The sequence below is a fragment of the Pseudomonas laurylsulfatiphila genome, assembly GCF_002934665.1.
GTDB lineage: Bacteria > Pseudomonadota > Gammaproteobacteria > Pseudomonadales > Pseudomonadaceae > Aquipseudomonas > Aquipseudomonas laurylsulfatiphila.
The window spans coordinates 12,144-33,877 of record NZ_NIRS01000012.1; the positions used below are offsets into that span (position 1 = coordinate 12,144).

A 21,734-nucleotide genomic window follows, 5' to 3' on the forward strand; every position below is an offset into this window, starting at 1 on the left:
GGGGATATTTGCCGAGTCGATGTGGCTGGACAGCAGCCAGGATCAAAAAATCGCCGCCTTCGGCAGCTCCTACATTGGAATGCGTTTCCCTGTAGGAGCTGCCGAAGGCTGCGATCTTTTGATCCTGCTTTGTTTTGTCTGCCACTTGCGCAGCAGCATTCGCCGACTAGACCTTGTACGGATCGAACAACGCGAGAAACGCCGAGGCGCCCTTCTCGTCTCCGGTCAACTCGACCTTGCCGCTCCCCTGCAACTCGGACAGCCCCTGCTTGTTCAGGAACAGCGCGGCGAACGTCGCTGCATCGAGGCGCAGCACGTAATCAGCCTTCTGCGAGTAAGTCGCCGGCGCCGCAACGAACTGCGCCACGCCTCGGCGCACGTGCAGCGCCACCGAGGATTGAGTGCCGTCGACAAAATCGAAGCGCATCACCGCATCGGTGTCCTGAGCCTTGACCGGATCGACACGCACCCGCAACTCGTCGACGAAGCGCGGCGGATTGGCAGTAATCTGTGCCGCATTGGGCGGTATCACCCGGGGCAGCTTGATCTTGCCTTCCAACGCCAGTGCCTGGTTCAGCATGAACGCGCGGGTGATGCTCGCGGTGGCCACATTGGCGCTGCGTCGCAGCAGGTCAGCCTTGAGTTGTTTGACTTCCGCATCGTCTGGTGTCAGGCGGAACTGATACCCCAGTAGTTCCAAGGCCCACGCCAGTTCGCCCTTCGCTTGCGCCTTGCGCACCTCGGCGAGCACCTTGTCGCGCCCGCCCAGCAACGGCACCAGCCGCTCTGCACTGGCCTGCGGCGGCAGCTTCACCAGGCTTGCAGCATCGCCGTCCCACCAACCCAGTGCATGCTCCATGATGGCGGGTGCGTACCAATCCAGTTGACCGTAGGACTCGAACATCCAGGGGTCTTCTGCCAGGTGCCGGGGCAGCCGGATGAAATCGCGCAGGTCTTCCGGTCCCTTGCCCTGGAGAATCCCACGCAGGGTCTGGTCGAGCACCAGGTTGATGAAATCCCGGTAGTTGCCCAGGGTTTGCAGCACGTTTTCCTTGCCGGAAACCGGCAGGGAATGTTGATTGATCAGGTACTCGGGCTGAAGATCGATCAGGTCCTGCAGGCCCAGGGTCCAGTCGCGCGGCTCGCGGTACTTGGCACCGCGCGGGGTGTAGAAGTTGGGCATCCACGGCCACACCGGGTTGTTCAGCGCGACCTTGCGGTCCGGCAGCCAGACGGCAATGGTATCGTCAGTGTCGGAGCCACCACGGGTGAGGAATTTAAGGCGCACCCCTGCGACCACCATTTCCTGGCCATGCTGCACGGGTGTGTTCACCGGAATAAAGCCGCTTTCACCCATCGACACCGCGAAACCGGCCTTGCCATCCGGCCCTTGCTCCGGCAAGGCGATCTGCGCGTGCTGGTACGCGCGGGCACGCGGCAGCGGTTCGACCTCCGAGTAGTACGACCCCAGGCCGCTGATCTGCATATTCTCATTGAGCTTGGGATGGCCGATGGTCAGCACATCCTTCTCGCCCTCGACCAGTGTGCGGGCACCTTTGGTGTAATGAGAGTGGCTGTAGATGATGGCCTTGATCGGCTTGTCACTGAATTTTCGGATCTCTTCCCGGTAGCGCTTGCCATCGGCCAGGCCTTCGCCGGTGTCCCAGACGATCAGCCCGTCGGGGCCTTCGATCACGGCCGAATTGAGCATCAGGCCAGGGAGAATCCACACCCCCTCGGTGAGTTTGTAGGGTTCACTGTTCTGATGCCTGACGAGCCTGGCATTGTCGATGACCGCCTGGTTGATCAGCGCACCGCTGGTGGTGTGCCCCACCTGAACCGGAGCACCCATGAACAGTGACTCGTCGGCCAGGACAGGCAGCGCGACGCTGGCGGCGAGCAGGCCGACGAACAGTGGAGACAGCGGGAAACGCGGCATAAATCACTCCTTTGTGGTTGTTGTTCTATAGGGCAACGTAACGCGTGGCGGGATACCGCCGAGTGAGGACATTCGTGGGTCAATCAATCCATCTGCTTGACTGTCGGTGGTTGCCAGGTCTGGTTCAGCACCGCGTCGTCCGGTACGTAGGCCCGGAGCGCCAGGTAAAAACGCCCCTGCCTGGGTGAAGGCAGCCAGTTGGATTCCTTGTCCTTGCCCGGCGAATCATTCTGCAGATAGAGACTCATCGAACCATCGGCATTCTGCTTGACCCCTGGCGTGCGATCCCGAATCGCATAGCGATTGATCGGGTTGTCGACCAGGTTTTTATCCGGGCCATACAGGGTCAGTGACCAGAATTCCTTGACCGGCGGCAGTTGGCCCTTGGCGAAATGCAAGATGTAGCGCTTGTTGCCGTCAAGCGGCTGACCATCGACATCGGCATACGCCACAATGTAAGTCGCCTCCTGCGGTTCGTTACAGATGATGCCCCCGGCGGCGCAGATTGCCCGGCCACGGAAGTCATCTTCAAGGCCGGCGCGTCCACCGTTCTTGCGCGAGAAATGCCAGCCATTGACGGGTTTGTTGGCCACGCCTGCCGCAGACATTCCACCGACCATGGGTCGACCACCCTGCGCAGCGCGAGCCAGTCCGCGCTTGCTCGCCTCATCAAGCAGGTCGAGTTGGCCATTCAGGCCGGGGCCGATACCCACTGTCGCAAACAGCTCGAGCAGCTGTTTGTCCTTTGCCGCAGGCGGGTTCTGCGCCATGGACTGGTTGATCGTCTTCCAGTCCGCCAGTGGGTCGCGCTGGCTGTCGGCGGGCACCTGTACATCGCGATTTTCAGGCAGCGTCGCGCCGGGCTTGTCCCACAAACTCAGGGGCACGACCTGGTACTGGTCCTGCAATTTGTTGACGGCCGCAACATCATTGCGGTCTTCGACAAAGGTGCGTCCGAACACCAACGCGTGGGGCGTGCGGGCTCGAATCACACCTTGCACGTTGGCCGGAGTTTCCCCCTGCCAGTCGGGGCCGACGATGAGGAACGCGCCCGCCTTCGATCCCGTCGTGCGTTTGCCGACATAGCCAAAGTTGTCGGCGTACATGTCCGCCAGCTGGAACACGAAATAACGCTCGCCCATGTCAGGATGGGCCAGGACTACCGGCTCCTTGCTCAGGTCGAAGAAGCCCCATGAGTACAGCGTATCGTTGTTGGGCGAGCCGCCATCCTTGTAGTCGGCATCGACGATGTCCCTGAAGTGGTAAAAATGGTTGGGGGCCGCATACGGGAAGGACGCCGCATCAGTGGCCCATTTGTGCCGCAACGTCGCCAATTGCAGGATGGGGAAGGCGTAGATATACGCCTGCACGCCGACCGAGTAAGCGTACTGTTCTTGCCAGTCGCCTACAGGGGGGATCGTTTTTTCATCTTTAGCCAGTGCCGGTGTCAGCATCAGCGCAAGGACGAGGGGTGAGAGGGAGGAACATGAAATTTTCATCGTTGAGCTCTTCCTGTCGTTCAATGAAAAAAGAGGCAGGTCCGTCCGGCTCGAAGGCGAATGGAGATGCCTGTTACGCCGATGTCGCCGACAGCAGCTCACAGCCATCAACCTCGACCATCCTGCTGCGCAGATGATCCGGTACGGTGACGCGCTCACCGGTCTGGTTCACCAGCCAGACGCAGACCGAATAGCCGTGACCGACCAGTGAGCCGTTCCACACCGAAAACTCCATGCGAAAACTGGTTTTCCTGATCCAGGCAATCCGCGCGCACACGAGGATTTTTTCACCCTGGAACACCGGCCGGTCGTAGGTGAAGCCGACGTCCTTGATCACCGGCCCCGGTGTATCCGCAGTGAGGCGCGGCACACCAATTTCGGTCAGATAGCCGACCCGTGCCTCTTCGCACCAGGTGAGGTACGCACCATTGTTGGCATGGCCGTAAGGATCCAGGTCGCTCCAGCGCGTCTCCAGTTCCTTGGCGAACCACCAACCCTGTTCCACGCCGTAACGCGCCCGGTTCGCTTCGTTCAAATCATTCATTGCACTTACCCTGTCTGTTCATCGTTTGGCGGTTGCGCGGCGGCCTGGCGCTGCGCAACCGCTGTCAGTCTCAGAGCGTGCGCGCCACGAGCTCGCGCATGATGTCGTTGGCACCGCCATAAATGCGCGTCACGCGGCTATCCAGGTAATGCCGCGCTACCGGGTACTCGAGCATGTAGCCGTTGCCACCGTGCAGTTGCAGGCACTGATCGACCACCTTCGAATACAGTTCCGAGCAATACAGCTTGGCCGCCGCCGCGGCTTCGCTGGTCAGCTTGTGCGCCAGGCACAGTTCCATGCAGCGATCGACGTAGGTCTGGCCGACGGTGATCTCGGCTTTCAGGTCGGCGAGTTTGAAGCGCGAGTTCTGGAAATCGATGATCGGCTTGCCGAACACGGTACGGCCACGGGTGTAGTCGATGGTGTGATCGAGCACGGCCTGGGCACCGGAAATGCTGCTGACGGCAATCGACAAGCGCTCCCAGGCCAGTTCCCTCATCAACTGAATGAAGCCCTGCCCCGGTACATCGCCGAGCACGTTCCCTGAGCGCCCCTGTTGCCGTGGGCGAAGGCCAGAATGCTTTCGCCCCAGTACTGGGTATGGCTGCCCAGCTTGGCGCTGAGCAGGGTTTCGTCACCGACCTCGGTGCTGCCAAACACGAAGGCATCGAGGATTTCCGCAGACGGTCCGTTGTAGTAACGGTCGGCATAACCGCTGATATGGCGTGAGTCCGGTACGCCGTTGTTGAGCTGGTTGGTCGAGGCGTTGGCACTGCCGACATTGTCATAGGCATGGTCGTACCAGCTGTTGGCACTGACGCGAAAGCCGGCCTTCTGCTTGAAGACCACGTCCAGTTCCGAGAGCACGTCCAGGCGCTGGGACACCGCACTGCCCGATGAGAAGTTGCGGTTGCCATCATTGTTGTTCCAGCTGTTGGCCAGCTTGCTGTTGGCACTTTCCACGCGCTGGCCATAGTTGAGCTTGAACGTGTTGTCGAAGCGCACCGACAGGTCTTCGTTGCCCGTATCGATTTCCAGGGCTTGCGCGGGCGCGATGCCCATCCCGGCCAGGATTGCTGTAGCCAAAAGCCCTCGACGCAGGTTTGCATGGCAGATCTTATTGTTGTTGTTCATCTAACGGGCTCACCTTCTCTGTGGTTCATGAAAACGCATTGAAACGGCACTGCGACGCTGTCCTTAGGTGCGCTGCAGGATGGTTACCGATACCGAACGACCCAGCGCCGCGTTGTGCGCAAGGGCCGTCCGGACACCGTTGTCGTGCCTGGACGGCGCCGTGCCGCGCAACTGCCAGACCAATTCAGTGATTTGCGCCAGCCCCGTTGCTCCCGGGGCATGGCCGCGACCGAGCAATCCGCCGGAGGCGCAGACATCGACCAAGGCGCCGCGACTGTTGCGTCGTTCGCGCACGAAGCCGTCGATACCTTCCTCCCGGCACAATCCCAGGGCGGCGCTGTACACCATGAAGTCGCCGACGCTCTGGTCATGCAGCTCCACGGCCTCAATCTCGTCGGCACCGATACCGGCGTGCTCATACGCCAGTTGCGCAACCCGCCGGGTCGTGGCGCGCCCCAGCACATCGAGCACACAGCCGGACTCCTGCTCGGAGGCCAGGTCGCTACCGCGCACACAGGCCCTGACGGCCACCCCACCGCGGGCGCCGTAGCGGGCCAGGAAACCCGGGGTGCACAGCAGCACCGCCGCCGCCCCGCTCGCCGGCGGGCAAAGGTAGCGAGCCCGCCAGCCATCGAGTGCCGTGCAGCGGTTGAGCACGGCCATGGGGTTGAGCATGGCCTTGCTCCGGGCCTGGCTGAGTACCTGTTCGAAGCTGCTCTGGGCCACACCCATGCGGGTCAGCAACCAACTGGTCTGGGCCGCGAACAGCGCGGCCGGATGCTCGCGCCGGGCAAAATGAGCCTGGCAGGCATCGGGCTGGCCGAGGCCGTCCCAGGCCTGCGGCGCGCTATCGTCCAGACCAAAGAAGGCGCGGTGGGTAACGTTCGCTGGCATGCATTCGAAGCCCAGTGCCAATGCGCATTCGGCCTGACCGGACAACACGCTGTGACGCGCCAGCTGCAAGGCACTGCTGGCTGCCGTGCAGCCGTCCGCGAGGGAAAACACCGGGACACCGGTCAGGCCGATCTGGGCCAGGACCTGCTCCGTGCAACCGACTGCGCTGCTGACGCAGGCACTGAACACCTGGTCGACCAGGTCATAGTCAATGCGCGCATCGTCGAGCGCCTGGCGGATCGCCCTGCCCGCCAACGCAGCGACACTGTCGCCAGCGCCCAGCGGGACGAACGCAGACATGCCCACCCCCGCAATCAGCACGCTTTGACTCATACGCCTTACCTCGATAGTCGGCTGATGCCGATCCTCTCTTGTCTTCGAGCAACGCTCGGCGAGCGGAACATCCGCGCGGCCGGGTTGGTTCAAGTGAGGTCCAGACTATCGGTCAGGCGCGATCCAACCCCCCCATCGTCAGGGGGGGAGGAAGAACAAGGGGGGTAAAAAAGATTTCCGGAGAACTGTAGGAGCCAGCTTGCTGGCGATGGACTCAAGCGCGCCGCGCTCATCCAGTTGACCCGCGTTATCGTTAACGACCATCGCTGGCAAGCCAGCTCCCACTAGGGAACATGCCCACGCTGAAACTGTAGGAGCCACCCTGCTGGCGATGGACTCAAGCGCGCCGCGCTCATCCAGTTGACCCGCGTTATCGTTGACGACCATCGCTGGCAAGCCAGCTCCTACAAGGGAACATGCCCACGCTGAAACTGTAGGAGCCAGCCTGCTGGCGATGGACTCAAATGCGCCGCGTATATCCAGCTCACCCGCGTTATCGTTAACGACCATCGCTGGCAAGCCAGCTCCCACAGAAGGCCGCGTCCACACAGAAAAACTGTAGGAGCCAGCCTGCTGGCGATGGACTCAAGTGCGCCGCGTTCATCCTGTTCACACGCGTTATCGTTGACGACCATCGCTGGCAGGCCAGCTCCTACAAGGGGGCCTGCCCACGCTGAAACTGTAGGAGCCAACCTGCTGGCGATGGACTCCAGTGCGCCGCGTTCATCCAGTTAACCCGCGTTATCGTTAACGACCATCGCTGGCAAGCCAGCTCCTACAGGAGGTGAGCAGCATTAGCCGCCGCGGCTCGGCAATAACGTGCGAGTAGAATTTCAGCTGGCTGGATCGAGGATGCCAAGCATGTAGGCACGATCCACCACATGCTTGCGGGTGCCGGCCTGGAATTTGCCGAACAGGTTCTTCAAATGCCATTTCACGGTTTCTTCGCCGACATTCAGTGCCAGGGCGATCTGCTTGTTCGACAGGTTACGTGCGAGCAATTGCAAGACTTCGCGCTCCTTGGGTGTCAACAACCGGCTGGGCGACACCGTGCTGGTCGCCAGTGGCGCCGGCGCGGGTGGTGGTGTGTCTTGCGCAGCGGCCGGGGGTACCTCGTGCCGGATCTGGCGCAACCATTTGAGCAATTGCGGGTGGGTGTCTTCGACAATCCGCCGCAGGCCGTTTTCCTCGGCCAGGCTGATCGCTTCACGCAGGCAGGCCAGGCCGTTGCCGCCCGACTCGTGGAGCGCCAATGCCTTGAGCAGTTTGATCTGCACGATTTCACGGCCGCGACGAATGCGCTCGGCTGTATCGCCGGCACGCTCCAACAGCTCCAGCATCCCTTGCCAGTCACGTTGCACATGGGCGATGTAGGCCTTGGCCAGCATCACCATCAAGGCCAGTTCCGGCCCGAGCAAGCCTGTTTGCTCACGCGCGACCTGCGGCACCTGGGCATCGAGCCGGCGCCCCAATGCCAGGCAGGTATCGGCCCGGCCTTGCAGCGCGTGCAGGCGAATCTGCTCGGCCAGGGCGGCAATGCAGAAACGCGCTATGCCGCGCTCTTCGCCGAGCACGAACAGCGCCTCAAGCAAGTCATAACCTCGATGGCCCTGGCCCTGCAGCACCGCCAGGCGAGAGGCGGTGACAAAACCCAATACAATCGCATCCGGAGAGGCCAGACGCTCGACCACGTCCAGACGGTTGGCCAGTACCGTGGCCGCCTCTTGTGGCTGATCGCACTCGAGCAACACCGTGGCCAGCCCGCTGGCCAGCATCACCGCCACCGGGCTGCGTCGTCCGATATCCTGCTCGGCGCGGGCCAGGCTGTCGCGCAATGCCCTTTCGGCCGGCACCAGGCGGCCTTCGGACAGGTAGCTGAGGCCCACGACCCATTCGCCCAGACCGCGAATCGCGTCCAGACCGGAACTCCAGGCATACAAGGGGGCCCGTTGAAAGATCCGCCGGGCCTTTTCCGGCTGGCCCTGGAACAGGGCCAGGCGCGAGATATGGTTGGCGACCACGGCCTGTAACTTGATCTCGCCCGTCGGCAAGGAATCCAGCCAAGGGGTCAACAGCGTGAAGATTTCGTCCGGCCGGTCGGCGAAATAGGCGGCCGTGGCAAGGATCATGTCCGCCTCGCAGCGTGTGCTGTCATCGGATGCTGGATCCTGCCGGAGACCGGCGACCAGGCGCACCGCTTCCTCATGCCGATCGCTCATGGCCAGGGACCAGGCAGCCGCCAGGCACATGCGCGAGCGCGATTCGACCTCCTGCGCCGGCAGTTCCTCGACCCATTCCAGGACCCGGCTGAACTGCCCGCGCAACATGATTTCGTACAGGCATTGCTCGATCATCTGATACGCCTGGCGGGTGCGCCCGGCCAACAGATAATGACGAGCCGCCTGCTCTAGGAATTCATGGGCCTCGAGCCAACTGGCCGCCCGCTCATGCAGGTCCAGGCGTCGGGTCTCGGGCAGACTGGCAAAGCGCCCGAGCAGGAACTCCCGGGCCAGCGGGTGGATACGCACCCACTCACTGTCCACGCTTTCGACAAAAATCGGCGTCGCCACGCACAGCTCCTGCAAGCGCAAACCGGCTTGCTCGTCGCCGCTCAAGGCGATGCACAGGGATGGATGCAACATCTCCAGCAGCGCAATGCTGATCAGAAATTCAATCTGTTCGGCGGGCAGGTGGGCGATCAGGGTGTCGACGAAATAGCGCCGTATATCCCCGGTCCCTGCCGACAGCTCTTCGACCGCCGCGACCACGCTCGGGCTTTTTTCGATGGAAGCGATCGCCAGTTGCAGGCCCAGTGACCAGCCCTCGGTGGCCTCATGCAAGCGCACGCACAGGTCCGGATCGATACGATGACCGAAGCGGCTGCTGAGGATCGCCACGGTTTCCTCCACCCGCAGGCGCAAGGCGTCCGCACCGATGGCGACGTAAAAGCCGCGGGCTTGCAGGTCGGCCACCTGCAGGTTCAAGCGCCCACGAGAGGCCATGATGATGCGCAGGTTGGCCGGGGCATTGTGCAGCAGGTAGGCCAGGCAATGGCGCACGGTGGCTTCGGGCAGGCGGTCGGCTTCGTCGAGCATCAGCACGATTTCGCCGCCCAGGTCCGCGACCTCGGCCAGCCAGTCGGTCAGCCCTTCCAGCTCGTCGCGCCCGGGCATGCGTTCCAGGAACCCGGCAAACGTTGCCCGGCCGCTGCCCACGGCCATGGCCGCGGCCAGCCCCCGGGCGAATCGAACGCCGTCGTCATGTTCATCGAGCGTCAACCAGGCCACCACCGCCCCACGGGAAAGAAACTCCCGGCGCCACTGGGCCAGCAGAAACGTCTTGCCGAACCCCGCCGGGCCTTGCACGGCAATGGCCATCTTGTCCGCCAGGGCCGCGGAGTCGATGCTCAGCCGCTCACGCATGTGAGCGGTTTTCTGACTTCGCGGTGGCGTGGTCTTGAGGACCAGTTCCGGTGCAATGCGATCCATGGGAGGCCCTTTGGACTGGGGTACAAAGTATCGCTGGTTATAAACGATAGTCCCGGAACTGTTCGCGCAATTTCATTTTTTGCACTTTACCCGTTGCGGTATACGGCAGTGCCTCGACAAAAGCCACCGCGTCGGGCAGCCACCACTTGGCCACGTGGTTCTGTAAAAAGCCGAGCAACTCGTCCCGCGTCGCCAACATGCCCTGCTTGAGCACCACCACCAGCAATGGCCGTTCCTGCCATTTGGGATGAGGCACGCCGATGACCGCCGCTTCGGCTACCGCCGGGTGACCGCAGGCAGCGTTTTCCAGGTCAATGGAGGAAATCCATTCGCCGCCGGACTTGATCACATCCTTGGCCCGATCGGTGATCTGCATGTAGCCATCGGGGTCGATGGTTGCGATATCGCCAGTGACCAGCCAACCCTGTTCATCGAGCAAGTCCCCGCCCTCGCCCCGGTAATACTGGCTGGCGATCCACGGCCCCCTGACCCGCAAATGGCCGGACGCCTTGCCGTCACGGGGCAGTTCGGCACCGTCCGCATCGACGATTTTGATCCTTACCCCGAACAACACCCGGCCCTGCTTGGCCTGCAGGTCGATGCGCGCGTCGAGCGAAGCGTCGCGGTGCTTGGGCAAGGCATTGCAAACCGTGCCCAAAGGCGACATCTCGGTCATCCCCCAGGCTTGCAGCACCCGGGCGCCAAAGCGAGTCTCGAAGGTTTCCACCAGGCTGCGCGGCGCCGCAGCCCCACCCATCACGACCCGGTTCAGGCACAGGTCCGCGGTCGGCATCAGCCCGGCGTTTTGCACATGCTGCTGCAGGCTCATCCACACCGTGGGTACGCCCAGTGCCAGGGTAACTCTTTCGCGCTGCATCAAGTCATACAGGCTGGCCCCGTCGAGGTCCGCGCCGGGCAGGACCAGACGCGCGCCGCACATCGCCGCCGAATAGGGCATGCCCCAGGCGTTGACGTGGAACATGGGCACCACCAGCAGCGCCGTATCGGCCGAAGACAGGTTGAACCCGTCCGACGTGCAGGTGGCCATCGAATGCAGCAGGGTCGAGCGATGGGAGTACAACACCCCTTTCGGGTTTCCGGTGGTGCCCGAGGTGTAGCACAGGGAGGCCGCCATGCGCTCATCCAGGCAGGGCCAGGCGAAGGTCTCGGGTTCATCGCCGATCAGGTCTTCGTAACACAGCAAGTTGGGCACGACGATGCGCGGCATCTAGCTGCGTTCGGCCAGGGCGACGAACGCCTTGACCGTGGTCAGTCGTGGCGCAAGCTGCTCGATCAGGGCCGCGAACGACAGGTCGAAAAACAGGTACTGGTCTTCGGCATGGTTGGCGATGAACTCGATCTGCTCGGCAAACAGCCGCGGGTTGATGGTGTGCAGCACCGCGCCCATGCCCGAGACGCCATAGAACATTTCCATGTGCCGGTAGCCGTTCCAGGCCAGGGTGCCGACCCGCTCACCGGGCTGTACGCCGAGGCTTGTCAGGGCATTGGCCAATTGTCTGGCACGCCGGCCGATGTCGGCATACGTGCAGTGATGCACCGAGCCGTCCTGCAAGCGCGAGGCTATCTCGACCTGGGGGTGCGAGCACACCGCGTGCTCCAGTACCGAAGAAATGAGTAAGGGGTGATCCTGCATCAGACCCAGCATGGCAATCGCTCCGTTGTGATTTTTGTAAGGTTCGGGCGGTTGTATTCTGCGCAGGCGCCGGGCATTTATTTGATAAAATGCGCCAATCATTTGATACTTCGCGCCATTCATCCTCAAAGGCGTGCGCCATGGATACTCATCTCATTCGCAGCATGTGCCTGTACGGTGCCCGCGAACTGATCGCCGATCTGCACGGCGACCCGTGGCGAGTGGCCCATGGGGCATCGATTGCCTCGCAGTCGCTGGACCAGTTGGACGTCCTCCTGCCGGTGCCGAAGGTGGTGCAGTTTCTCGACCTGGCCGCCCGGGAAACCGGTCGCGAGGACTTCGGGTTGCTGCTGGCACAGAAGCAAGGGATGGGCGTATTGGGCAGTGCGCTGCTCGACATCGTCAGCGAAGCGACCACGGTGGGCGACTGGCTCGAACGCCTGTCACGTTACTTCCATGTGTTGATGTCCGGTGCCCTGGTGCACCTGGAGCAACACGAACTGGGAGTGACCGTGCACTACGAGGTGACCGCGACGGCCGGAATCGACGAAACCCAGTCCGTCCACCTGGGCCTGGCCCTGCTCGCGCGCAAACTGCGCAGCGCGCTGTATCCGCAGTGGTCGCCCGAACGCGTGATGCTGCGTTGCCGGGAACCGCATAGCCGCGCCAGCTACACACGGATGTTCGGCCAGAACGTGTTCTTCAATCAGGAGTGCAACGGCATGCTGCTCAGCCACCAGGTGCTGGCACATCCACTGAACGAGCAACAGCCCTTCTCCCGCCCCGCCCTGCTTGACTACCAGCGGGAAAACCAACAGCGCCGCAACCGTAGCCCGGCCTCGGCAACCGAAGATTCAGTGCGCAAACTGCTGTCCAGCAGTGGTGCGCCCCTGGACGCCGTCGCCCTCAATCAACTGCAGAGCCGCCGCACCCTGCAACGCAGGCTGGCCGGCAGCGGCACCACCTTCCAGGCCATCAAGCAGCAGACCAAGCTGGACCTGGCCCGCAAATACCTGAGCCAGACCGACTTGAAGCTTTCACAGATCGCTGAGGTGCTGGGTTTTTCCAGCCTGAGTGCGTTCAGCCGTTTTTTCCACAACGCCCAGGGCTGCGCGCCCAAAGCCTACCGGGCGCAGGCTGCGGACATGAACAAGCGGTTCATTTCGCCTTAGGCGGGCATTGGATTGCCGCTGTGTACCAGCGCGGCCGGAACAGGCAGGCGAAAGCGATGGGGCCAATAATGATGGGACTCAATGGGTGGTTTTCCTGGTCATTGCACAAATCAACAGTACCGTCATGACGGCGTGCAAGATCACCACTGGCCACAGGAGAACCCCACTCGATTCGCCCGAGAAGCCAACGTAGGCGAGATAAAGTGCAACGGCTGCGTTATAGATCAACATGCCGAGCATTGCTGGTCCGGGCCAGCAGGCGACCGCCAGGGCAATGAGGGCGATCCCGGCCACGCGGACGATGACGCCCGTCAGTTCGATGCCAAGCAAAAGTTGCCCGACCAGCGATGGGACAAGTATCAACGCCACGCCAGTGGCGGCCTCGATGATCGCGGCGAAAACCAGCAGTCCTTTCATGACATGGACGCTCCGTCCCGGGCTCTATGGTCACAAAACTGCACGGGGCCGGGGCATGGGTTAATCCGATTGCGACTAATGCTTAGTGCTTATCGTGATTAACCTCAGTGGAAAGTTCCGGCCCAGCAGCAATACTCCACTCTGTTTCGAAAACCATTCGAGTATAGCGTGGGGCAATAAGTCATGAACTTGAGCGTCTGCGAAGCGAAAGAATCTCGACTTTCGTTAATCAAGCGATGCCTGCGCCAGCCGTTACTGCACTTTTTAGTTGCCGGTTTTGCACTCTTTGTACTGTACGGAGGTTTGCACCGTTCAACGGTCAATCAAGATCCACAACGCATCGAAATTACCCCTGAAGTTGTTCAGCGGATCGCGATCTCCTGGCTGGCACGATGGCAACGCCCCGCGTCGGAGCAACAGTTGCAGGCCCTGATTGATGACTATGTGAAAGAGGAAATCCTCTATCGCGAAGCGCTGAAACTTGGCCTGGACAAAGACGACACCATCATTCGCCGCCGACTGGCGCAAAAAATGGATTTCCTCGCCGAGGATGTCGCCTCACTTCGCGAACCGGCCCCGGGTGCACTGGAGGCCTGGTACAACCAGCATCAGGACCAATATGCCCCGCCACCCCTGGCGACCTTTCATCATGTGTTCTTCGCCCTGGACAAGCGTGGTGCGGATGCGCAGGTCCAGGCGCAAGCCGCGCTAAAAGGCCTCACTGACAGGAACAGCGGTGAAGGCGATGCGTTCATGTTTAAAAGCGCCTACACGGAGCAATCACAGGATCAAGTGGCGCGGGTCTTCGGTTCAAAGTTCGCCGTTTCGTTGTTCCAGCAAACGCCAGGACGTTGGGTGGGGCCTGTGGAGTCAGGTTTTGGCTGGCATCTGGTGTGGATCGATACGCTGGCCAAGCCACCGGCACCGGCTTTCGAAACCGTGGCCCAGCAGGTCAAGTCCGATTGGTTGTCCGAGCAACGCAGCGAATCGAAACGCGCGAATTTCGATGCACTCAAAGCACGCTATGAAGTCGTGGTGATGATGCCTGCTTCCGCCGCTGACGTTGCCGCTATCCAGACGGAGCGGCCGTGATGAGGCGCAGGGTCTGGCTGCTGTTGCTGCTCGGGTGCATGGCATTGAGCGCCATGGCCCATGAGTCGCGCCCCGCGTACCTGGAACTCAACGAAACGGCTGCCGGGCGCTATGACGTACTGTGGCGCACACCGGTGCTGTCAGGCATGCGCTTGCCGATTGCGCTGCGGTTTGCCGAAGGTGTGCGCACTGTCGTTGACCCGGTGGAAAGCCAACTGAACGATTCACTGATCGAACGCCGGGGCATTGATGCCGGTCCCGCCGGCCTGGGCGGGCAGCGCATCGAGTTTGTCGGCCTGCAAGCGAGCATCACCGATGTGCTGGTGCGTGTCTCGCGCCTGGACGGCAGCCTGACCACCACCCTCGTCCACCCCGCGCAACCCTGGATAGAAATCGCTGCCACGCCGGGAATGTTCTCGGTGGCCGGTGCGTTTCTGGTCCATGGCATCCAGCACATCCTGGGGGGCTTCGATCACTTGCTGTTCGTCTTCGGTCTCCTGCTGCTGGTGGGTAATGGCTGGATGCTGGTGAAGACCATCACTGCGTTTACCCTCGCCCACTCCATCACCCTGGCGCTCGCAGCATTGGGCGCGGTGCGGCTTCCCGGTCCGCCTGTGGAAGCGACGATTGCCCTGAGCATCCTGTTGCTGGCGGTGGAAATCGCCCGCAAGAACCGTGGCGACGTCAGCTTCACAATCCAATGGCCATGGGTGGTGGCGTTCTGTTTTGGCCTGTTGCACGGCTTTGGTTTTGCCGGTGCGCTGGCGCAAATCGGCTTGCCCCAGCGCGACCTGCCGCTGGCGTTATTCACCTTCAATGTCGGCGTCGAAATCGGCCAGTTGATGTTCGTCGCCGCCGTGCTGTGCCTGCGAGCGCTGTTGCTGCGTTGTCGGCTGCCACGGTCCGCGCTCCTGTATGCCCGACCGGTTGCGGCCTACGGGTTGGGAACACTGGCGGCCTTCTGGTTTTTCGAACGAGTCTCGAGTTTCTGGACCTGAACTTCACCCTGTCACTGCCGTATTCCGGAGACGTGGAATATGAAAACCCCAACACACTTCACCACGCCGTCACTGCTCGGTTGCGCCGTGCTCACTGTCAGCTCGTTGGCATTGGCAGAGGGCAATCCGGACCGCGAGGTTTACTTTGGCCAGACGCACTCGCACAGCTCCTGGTCGATCGATGCCTACCTAATCGGCAACCATCAGGTCGATCCCGAGCAAGCCTACCAATACTCGCTTGGCATGCCGGTCAAGCACCCGATGGGGTTTGAAGTGCAGCTCAAAGGCCGACCGCTGGACTTCCACGGCGTGACCGATCATTCGGAATACGTGGGCGTTATCGCCCTGGCCAACGATCCGAAGTCTGACTTCAGCAAACTGCCCATCGCGCAAAAACTGATGGTCAAGACCCCGGAAGATTTCAACCGGGTGTTCAAATGGATTGCCGGCAGCTTGAACAATCCCATCAAGGAACTGATTGATCCGAAGGTGGCCGGCAACATCTGGCAGCAGAACATCGCCATCGCCGACAAGTACTACAAGCCCGGCAAGTTCACCACCTTCGTCGCCTATGAATGGACCTCGGCACCGAACAATCAGAACATGCACCGCAACGTGTTTTTCCGCGATTCGAAGAAGGTGCCGGACCTGCCCTTCACGGCCCTCGACTCGAACAAACCCGAGGACTTGTGGAGCTGGATGGACGATCAACGGAAAAAGGGCAACGAAATACTGGCGATCTCCCACAACGCCAACCTCAGCAACGGCCTGATGTTTCCGGTGGACGTCGATGACCGTGGCCGCCCCATCGATGCCGCCTGGGCAGAGGCGCGGATGCGCAATGAATCCCTCACCGAAATTCACCAGGTCAAGGGCACTTCCGAAACTCACCCCGAACTGTCGCCAACCGACGAATTTGCCAATTATGAAATCATGAGTTTCCTGATCGGCATCGACAACAGCACCTCGAAACTCAACGGCAGCTACATCAGGCAAGCCTGGCAAAACGGCATGGCCATGCAGGAAGCCCGCGGCTACAACCCTTACAAGATGGGCGTGGTCGGCGCCAGCGACTCGCACAACGGGGTGATTCCCTATTCGCAGAGCAACAACTTCGGCTCCCACGGTTTCACCGACAGCACCCCGGCGGCGCGGCTTTCCGGCAAACAGAACTCGGGCATGATGGCCCTGCAAACCAGTACCTCCGGCCTGGCCGGCGTCTGGGCGGAAGAAAACACCCGTGAATCGATCTTCGACGCCATGAAGCGTAAAGAGGTGTACGGCACCAGCGGCGTGCGCATCCCCGTGCGCATGTTTGGTGGCTGGGGCTTCGACAGCAGTCTGTGGAACGAAAAAGACTGGGTGCATGCCGCCTACGCCAAGGGCGTTCCCATGGGCGGCGACTTGCCGGCAAAACCGGGTAAACAGGCACCGTCCTTCGTGGTTTGGGCGGTCAAGGATGCCGACGATGGCAACCTCGACCGCATCCAGATCATCAAGGGCTGGACCAGAAACGGCCAGACCTTCGAGAAGGTCTACGACGTCGCCTGGGCCGGTGATCGCCAACCGGATCCGGTCACCGGCAAAGTCCCTGCGGTGGGCTCGACAGTCGATGTTTCCAAGGCGACCTACACCAATACCATCGGTGCCACCGAGCTGAAAAAAGTCTGGGTCGATCCGGACTTCGATCCGGCCCAGCACGCGTTCTACTACGCCCGTGCGCTACAGATCCCGACCCCGCGCTGGAGCACCTATGACGCGGCCAAGCTGCAAGTACCGCCACCGGCCGACGTCTCGCCCACCGTCCAGGAGCGCGCGTGGACCTCACCGATCTGGTACACGCCGACAGCCGAGGACAGCAAGACTGTCGCTGGCGGTAAAACCATTGATCAACTGAAAACCGAAGGTGCCAAAGCGCTCACCAACGAGCAGTTGCAAACCTTCGTGGTGGGCAAAACCATCAAGGTGCGCAACACCGTCACCGGCCAGACATTCGAAATCGTCTATGGCACCGACGGCCAACGCCTGGTCGCCAGCGTCGATGGCAAGCCGCCCGCCGAGGGGGAATACCTGAACATGCTGCATGGCGGTCAGTTCGGCGTACCGGCCAAGTATGAAATCAAGGACGGGCACCTGCTGACAACACTCGGCGGCTCGCCTTTCGAGGCCACGGTGTTCGAGCAGAACGGCAAGTATGTGGCGGCTCGCAGCAACGAATTCGGCTATGTGAATTATGAGGTTGAAGCGGTCAAGTAGCGCCCTTCGAGCGCAGCCATCCCTCGCAAGGGGGATGGCTGGAACGATAAACCTCACTCGTCCAGACCTTCTCGAACCATGTCGAAAAAGGTCGTCAAGATACGCCGCGTGCTCTGTGCGCGCAGGCACACCAATGTCTCGGTGAAGTGCCGCTGACAGTCAACGATCGGCAAGCCGCGAAGCCGTGAATCCGAGCCCAGTTCGGCGGCCGAGACGACCCCGACGCCCATGCCGATCGCCACCGCCTCGCGCGCGGCTTCACGCCCCTCCACTTCGATGGCCTTGCGGATGTGCAGGCCCGCCGCTGCCATCTCCTCCTCCAGGGATAAGCGCGTGACCGAGCCCTGCTCGCGCAAGACCATGGGCGTGTCGTGCAGGTCGGCCAGGCAGATGGACTCTCGTTGCGCCCAGGGATGGTCATGGGCGACGAAGGCCAGCATGGGATCGCTGCGCAAGTGCAGTGTCATCAAGCGGTCGTCTTCGATGTCGCGCCCCAGCAGAGCGATGTCGGCCTGGTGGCTGAACAACCGCTGCAGGACCTCATCGGTATTGGCGGTTTCGATCTTCACATCGATACCGGGGTAACGGCTGCAGAAGCGTGAGACATAGGGCAGGACGTGCACCGGCGCATCCACGGCAAGGTTCAGGGTCCCGGTGGACAGGGTGCGATAGTCCGTGAGCATGTCGTGGGCATCGACACTGATATCGAACAGGCGCTGGGTCAGGCCGAACAGCCGCTCGCCCACGTCTGTCAGGCGCACCAGGCGCTTGTCGCGGTAGAACACCATCACCCCGTAATAATCCTCGAGCTTGCGCACCTGATCGGATACCGCAGGTTGCGACAGGCAGAGCTGCTCGGCCGCCCGGGTGAAGCTGCCATTCATGGCGACGGCGTGAAACGCCTTGAGTTGGGTATGGGAAATCGTCATTGGTGCACCTTGCTATAGGTTCAACCTATTCGTTCATACGATAAATCGATTTTATTTATGAACAGTGAACTGCAAGCATGATTTTCACAAGTGCTTCCCCTCGTACTCACCAGGATTGCTCTATGGAAATCGAACGTTTCTCTGCAACAAAACGCCGTTCGGACATGGTTCGCTACGACAACCATCTGTACATCGGTGGCCAGGTTGCCACCGATCTCAGTGGCGATATCGGGGCACAGACGCGCGAGGTGCTGGCCGCTATCGAGCAGCTTTTGCTCGGCGCGGGCAGCAGTCGCGAGCGGGTGCTTTCGGTGCGCATCCTGCTGGCCCATCGCGAAGACTATGAGGGACTGAACCGGGTCTGGGACGAGTTTTTCCCTGAAGGCCATGCCCCCACACGTGCTTGCACCCTGGCGCAGCTGATCGACCCCGGTTGGCGCGTGGAAATGATCGTGGTCGCCGCGTGCGGCTGATTGCGTCCTCAACCCTGCCTCGAACCGATCCAACGGAGATGACCCCATGCGCCCCTACTGGCTGGACCAGGCCCTGAAGAATCAACCCGCTGCGCCCTGCCCTGCGCTGGAACAGAACACCCGCGCCGACGTCTGCATCGTCGGCGGTGGCTATACCGGTTTATGGACCGCCATCATGCTCAAGGAACAGAATCCCGAGCTGGACGTGGTCATCGTCGAAGCCGACATCTGCGGTGCCGGCGCCAGTGGGCGCAATGGCGGCTGCGCGCTGTCATGGTCGGCCAAGTACTTCACCCTGGAGCGCTTGTTCGGCGTCAAGGAGGCGATACGCCTGGTCAAGGAATCGGAGCAGAGCATCTACGCCATCGGCACCTTTTGCGAAAAGTACGCGGTGGATGCCGATTACCGTCTCGACGGCACGCTCTACACAGCGACCAATCGCGCCCAGGTCGGCTCGACCGACGGGGTGATCGCGGCGCTGGAGCGCCATGGCATCAACTCTTTCGCCAAACGTGCGCTACCTGACGTGCAACGCATGGCCGGCTCGGCCCGGCACATCGAGGGCTGGTTCTCGCCGGCGGCTGCCAGTGTGCAACCGGGCAAGCTGGTGCGCGGGCTGCGCCGGGTGGCACTGGAACTGGGCGTGCGCATTTACGAGGGCACGCCGATGACCGGTCTGGAAGAAGGCATGCCCGCCAGCGTCAATACACCGAACGGCAAAGTGACCTGCGACCGGGTCGTGCTGGCGATGAACGCCTGGATGGCCCGCGCCTTTCCACAGTTCTCGCGTTCGGTGGCCATTGTCTCCAGCGACATGATCATCACCGAGCCGCGACCGGACTTGCTCGAGCGGATCGGCCTGACCAGCGGGGTCACCGTGCTCGACTCGCGGATTTTCGTGCACTACTACCACAACACCCCGGACGGCCGGATCATGCTCGGCAAAGGGGGCAACACCTTTGCCTACGGCGGTCGCATCCTGCCCGTGTTCGACCAGCCATCGCCCTACGCAGGGCTGTTGCGCAACACGTTGACAGAGTTCTTTCCGGACTTTGCCGACGTTGGTATCGCCGCCACCTGGAACGGCCCTTCCGATCGCTCGGTCACCGGCCTGCCTTTCTTCGGCTGCATGGGCGCGAGCGGCAACGTCTTCTATGGCTTCGGCTATTCCGGCAGCGGCGTGGGTCCGTGCCATATGGGTGGGCAGATCCTGTCGTCGCTGGTGCTCGGGGTGGACAACCCCTGGACGCGCTCGCCGCTGGTGCAAGGTCCGCTTGGGCATTTTCCGCCGGAGCCGGTCCGCTACCTGGGCTCATTGATGGTGCGTAACGCCATTCGCCGCAAGGAGCATGCTGAAGACCACAACCGACCTCCCCGTCGACTTGACGTGCGCCTGGCGAAATTTGCCGCGGCCGCCGGCAAGGCGGACAAGGGATAAGCGCACCGCCCCGAAGCGAAATTTCACGCTAACGAACAGAAAACCCCGCCCGGTCATTCACCGCGCGGGGTCTTTCTGCTGCCTTTGAATGCCTGCTGCTGATGAACCCTCCAGGCTCAGGCCACGTGCCACCTCAGTTATAAGCACAGCTTGTTTGTGACATGTGATAAATCGATTTCAGTTATTTCATGCCAAATGTTTTTATCAACCCATGCATCACTCCCCCACAAAAACAACACCGCCGGAGAAGATCATGACCAAAGCCGAATTCCCGACTACCCAGCCACTGGCAACCCCAGCCCTGGGTGAACCCTACCTGCTGACCCCGGGCCCGCTGACCACCTCCAAAGCCACCAAGGAAGCCATGCTGCGCGACTGGGGATCATGGGACGGTGCCTTCAATCAGGTCACCGCTGAAGTTCGCCAGAAACTGCTGGGCATGGCCGGCGTAGAGGATGACAGCTTCGCCTGCGTGCCACTGCAAGGCAGCGGCAGCTACTCGGTCGAGGCCGCCTTGGCCACCGCCACCCCCCGTGACGGCAAGGCCCTGGTGCTGATGAACGGTGCCTACGGCCAGCGCGCCACCAAGACCCTGGAGTACCTCGGTCGCGCGTTCATTACCCTGGACAAGGGCGATTACCTGCCGCCCCAGCCCGAAGAAGTGGACGCCCTGCTCAAGGCCAACCCTGACGTCACCAACGTCTTCGTCGTCCATTGCGAAACCAGCTCCGGCATCCTCAACCCGCTGCGTGAAATCGCCGATGTCGTGAAGGCCCACGGCAAGAGCCTGATCATCGATGCCATGAGCTCCTTCGGTGCCGTGCCGCTGACGGTGAATGAAATTGCCTTCGACGTGGTGGTGTCCTCCGCCAACAAGTGTATCGAGGGTATCCCGGGCTTCGGTTTCGTGATCATCCGCCGTTCCGTGCTGGAAGCCGCTAAAGGCCGCGCCAACTCGCTGTCCCTCGATCTCTTCGAGCAATGGGCCTACATGGAGCGCACCGGCCAATGGCGCTTCACACCGCCGACCCATAGTGTGGTGGCGTTCCACAAGGCACTGGAACAACACAGCGACGAAGGTGGCGTGCATGGCCGGTTGGCGCGCTACACCCGCAACCGCGACGTGCTGGTTGCCGGCATGCGCGAACTGGGGTTCAAGACGCTGCTGGAAGACCGTTGGCTGTCGCCGATCATCACCACGTTCTTCAGCCCTGAACATCCCAATTTCGATTTCACGCGTTTCTATGAAGAACTCAAGGCCCGTCAGTTCATCATCTACCCCGGCAAGTTGACCGTTGCCGAGAGTTTCCGCATCGGCTGCATCGGCCAGATCGACGAATACATCGTCCACCAGTTGCTCCGCGCAATCGCGGACAGCCTGGTCGCCATGGACGTGGACATGTTCAAGCCCGCGGCCTGATCGACCCCTTTAAAGGTCTCTGCCGATTCGAGCGAAGGTGCAATGGGTAGCGCC

Annotated in this window: 14 protein-coding genes and 3 pseudogenes; 7 read left to right on the forward strand and 10 right to left on the reverse strand. The window is 61.6% G+C overall.

Annotation, left to right across the window (positions count from 1 at the left end):
• Positions 1 to 166: 166 nt before the first annotated feature.
• The 8 genes and pseudogenes from CD175_RS30850 to CD175_RS30890 form a co-directional block, all read right to left on the reverse strand.
• Positions 167 to 1,939, reverse strand: a complete 1,773-nt coding sequence (locus tag CD175_RS30850) for an alkyl sulfatase dimerization domain-containing protein (protein WP_104451628.1) — start codon at positions 1,937 to 1,939, stop codon at positions 167 to 169.
• A gap of 83 nt (positions 1,940 to 2,022) precedes the next feature.
• Positions 2,023 to 3,438, reverse strand: coding sequence for a DUF1254 domain-containing protein (locus CD175_RS30855; protein ID WP_104451629.1), 1,416 nt, complete (start codon positions 3,436 to 3,438; stop codon positions 2,023 to 2,025).
• Between the two features lie 73 nt (positions 3,439 to 3,511).
• Complete coding sequence (locus CD175_RS30860; protein WP_104451630.1) at positions 3,512 to 3,982, reverse strand: acyl-CoA thioesterase; 471 nt, start codon at positions 3,980 to 3,982, stop codon at positions 3,512 to 3,514.
• Between the two features lie 70 nt (positions 3,983 to 4,052).
• A pseudogene (locus CD175_RS30865) lies at positions 4,053 to 4,523 on the reverse strand (acyl-CoA dehydrogenase family protein); the annotation flags it as partial.
• A gap of 2 nt (positions 4,524 to 4,525) precedes the next feature.
• Positions 4,526 to 5,116: pseudogene (locus tag CD175_RS30870) on the reverse strand (DUF1302 domain-containing protein); the annotation flags it as partial.
• 63 nt (positions 5,117 to 5,179) lie between these two features.
• Positions 5,180 to 6,343: a thiolase C-terminal domain-containing protein gene (locus tag CD175_RS30875; protein WP_104451631.1), complete on the reverse strand. Its 1,164-nt coding sequence runs from the start codon at positions 6,341 to 6,343 to the stop codon at positions 5,180 to 5,182.
• A gap of 833 nt (positions 6,344 to 7,176) precedes the next feature.
• A complete protein-coding gene (locus CD175_RS30885) occupies positions 7,177 to 9,831 on the reverse strand; it encodes a helix-turn-helix transcriptional regulator (RefSeq protein WP_104451633.1) in 2,655 nt (884 codons plus the stop codon).
• A gap of 37 nt (positions 9,832 to 9,868) precedes the next feature.
• Positions 9,869 to 11,497 (reverse strand): annotated as a pseudogene (locus tag CD175_RS30890) (3-(methylthio)propionyl-CoA ligase).
• Positions 11,498 to 11,625: 128 nt separating this feature from the next.
• Here CD175_RS30890 and CD175_RS30895 point away from each other — a divergent pair.
• A complete protein-coding gene (locus CD175_RS30895; protein ID WP_104451634.1) occupies positions 11,626 to 12,657 on the forward strand; it encodes an AraC family transcriptional regulator in 1,032 nt (343 codons plus the stop codon).
• A 78-nt stretch (positions 12,658 to 12,735) separates the two neighbouring features.
• On the opposite strand, the gene CD175_RS30900 is transcribed toward CD175_RS30895, so the two are convergent.
• A complete protein-coding gene (locus CD175_RS30900) occupies positions 12,736 to 13,074 on the reverse strand; it encodes a hypothetical protein (protein ID WP_104451635.1) in 339 nt (112 codons plus the stop codon).
• A gap of 183 nt (positions 13,075 to 13,257) precedes the next feature.
• Here CD175_RS30900 and CD175_RS30905 point away from each other — a divergent pair, with 183 nt between their 5' ends.
• The 3 genes from CD175_RS30905 to CD175_RS30915 are packed head-to-tail and all read left to right on the forward strand — an operon-like array spanning position 13,258 to position 17,420.
• On the forward strand, positions 13,258 to 14,166 hold the full coding sequence (locus CD175_RS30905; protein ID WP_104451636.1) for a peptidylprolyl isomerase: 909 nt from the start codon (positions 13,258 to 13,260) through the stop codon (positions 14,164 to 14,166).
• Positions 14,166 to 15,164, forward strand: a complete 999-nt coding sequence (locus CD175_RS30910; protein WP_104451637.1) for a HupE/UreJ family protein — start codon at positions 14,166 to 14,168, stop codon at positions 15,162 to 15,164. The genes CD175_RS30905 and CD175_RS30910 overlap by 1 nt, the downstream gene beginning before the upstream one ends.
• 39 nt (positions 15,165 to 15,203) lie before the next feature.
• Positions 15,204 to 17,420 (forward strand): DUF3604 domain-containing protein, encoded by a 2,217-nt coding sequence (locus CD175_RS30915; RefSeq protein ID WP_104451638.1) that lies wholly within the window; start codon positions 15,204 to 15,206, stop codon positions 17,418 to 17,420.
• Between the two features lie 53 nt (positions 17,421 to 17,473).
• Here CD175_RS30915 and CD175_RS30920 read toward each other — a convergent pair whose 3' ends face one another.
• Positions 17,474 to 18,349 carry a LysR substrate-binding domain-containing protein gene (locus tag CD175_RS30920; protein ID WP_104451639.1) on the reverse strand — a complete coding sequence of 292 codons (876 nt, stop codon included), beginning with the start codon at positions 18,347 to 18,349 and terminating at the stop codon, positions 17,474 to 17,476.
• A 122-nt stretch (positions 18,350 to 18,471) separates the two neighbouring features.
• Between CD175_RS30920 and CD175_RS30925 the strand changes: the two genes are divergently transcribed.
• From CD175_RS30925 to CD175_RS30935, 3 genes are all read left to right on the forward strand, one after another.
• Positions 18,472 to 18,822: a RidA family protein gene (locus CD175_RS30925; protein ID WP_104451640.1), complete on the forward strand. Its 351-nt coding sequence runs from the start codon at positions 18,472 to 18,474 to the stop codon at positions 18,820 to 18,822.
• A gap of 46 nt (positions 18,823 to 18,868) precedes the next feature.
• The gene (locus CD175_RS30930) at positions 18,869 to 20,260 is read left to right on the forward strand and encodes an FAD-dependent oxidoreductase (protein WP_104451641.1); all 1,392 of its coding nucleotides are present in this window, start codon (positions 18,869 to 18,871) and stop codon (positions 20,258 to 20,260) included.
• 253 nt (positions 20,261 to 20,513) lie between these two features.
• On the forward strand, positions 20,514 to 21,680 hold the full coding sequence (locus CD175_RS30935; RefSeq protein WP_104451642.1) for a 2-aminoethylphosphonate--pyruvate transaminase: 1,167 nt from the start codon (positions 20,514 to 20,516) through the stop codon (positions 21,678 to 21,680).
• Positions 21,681 to 21,734: the final 54 nt, after the last annotated feature.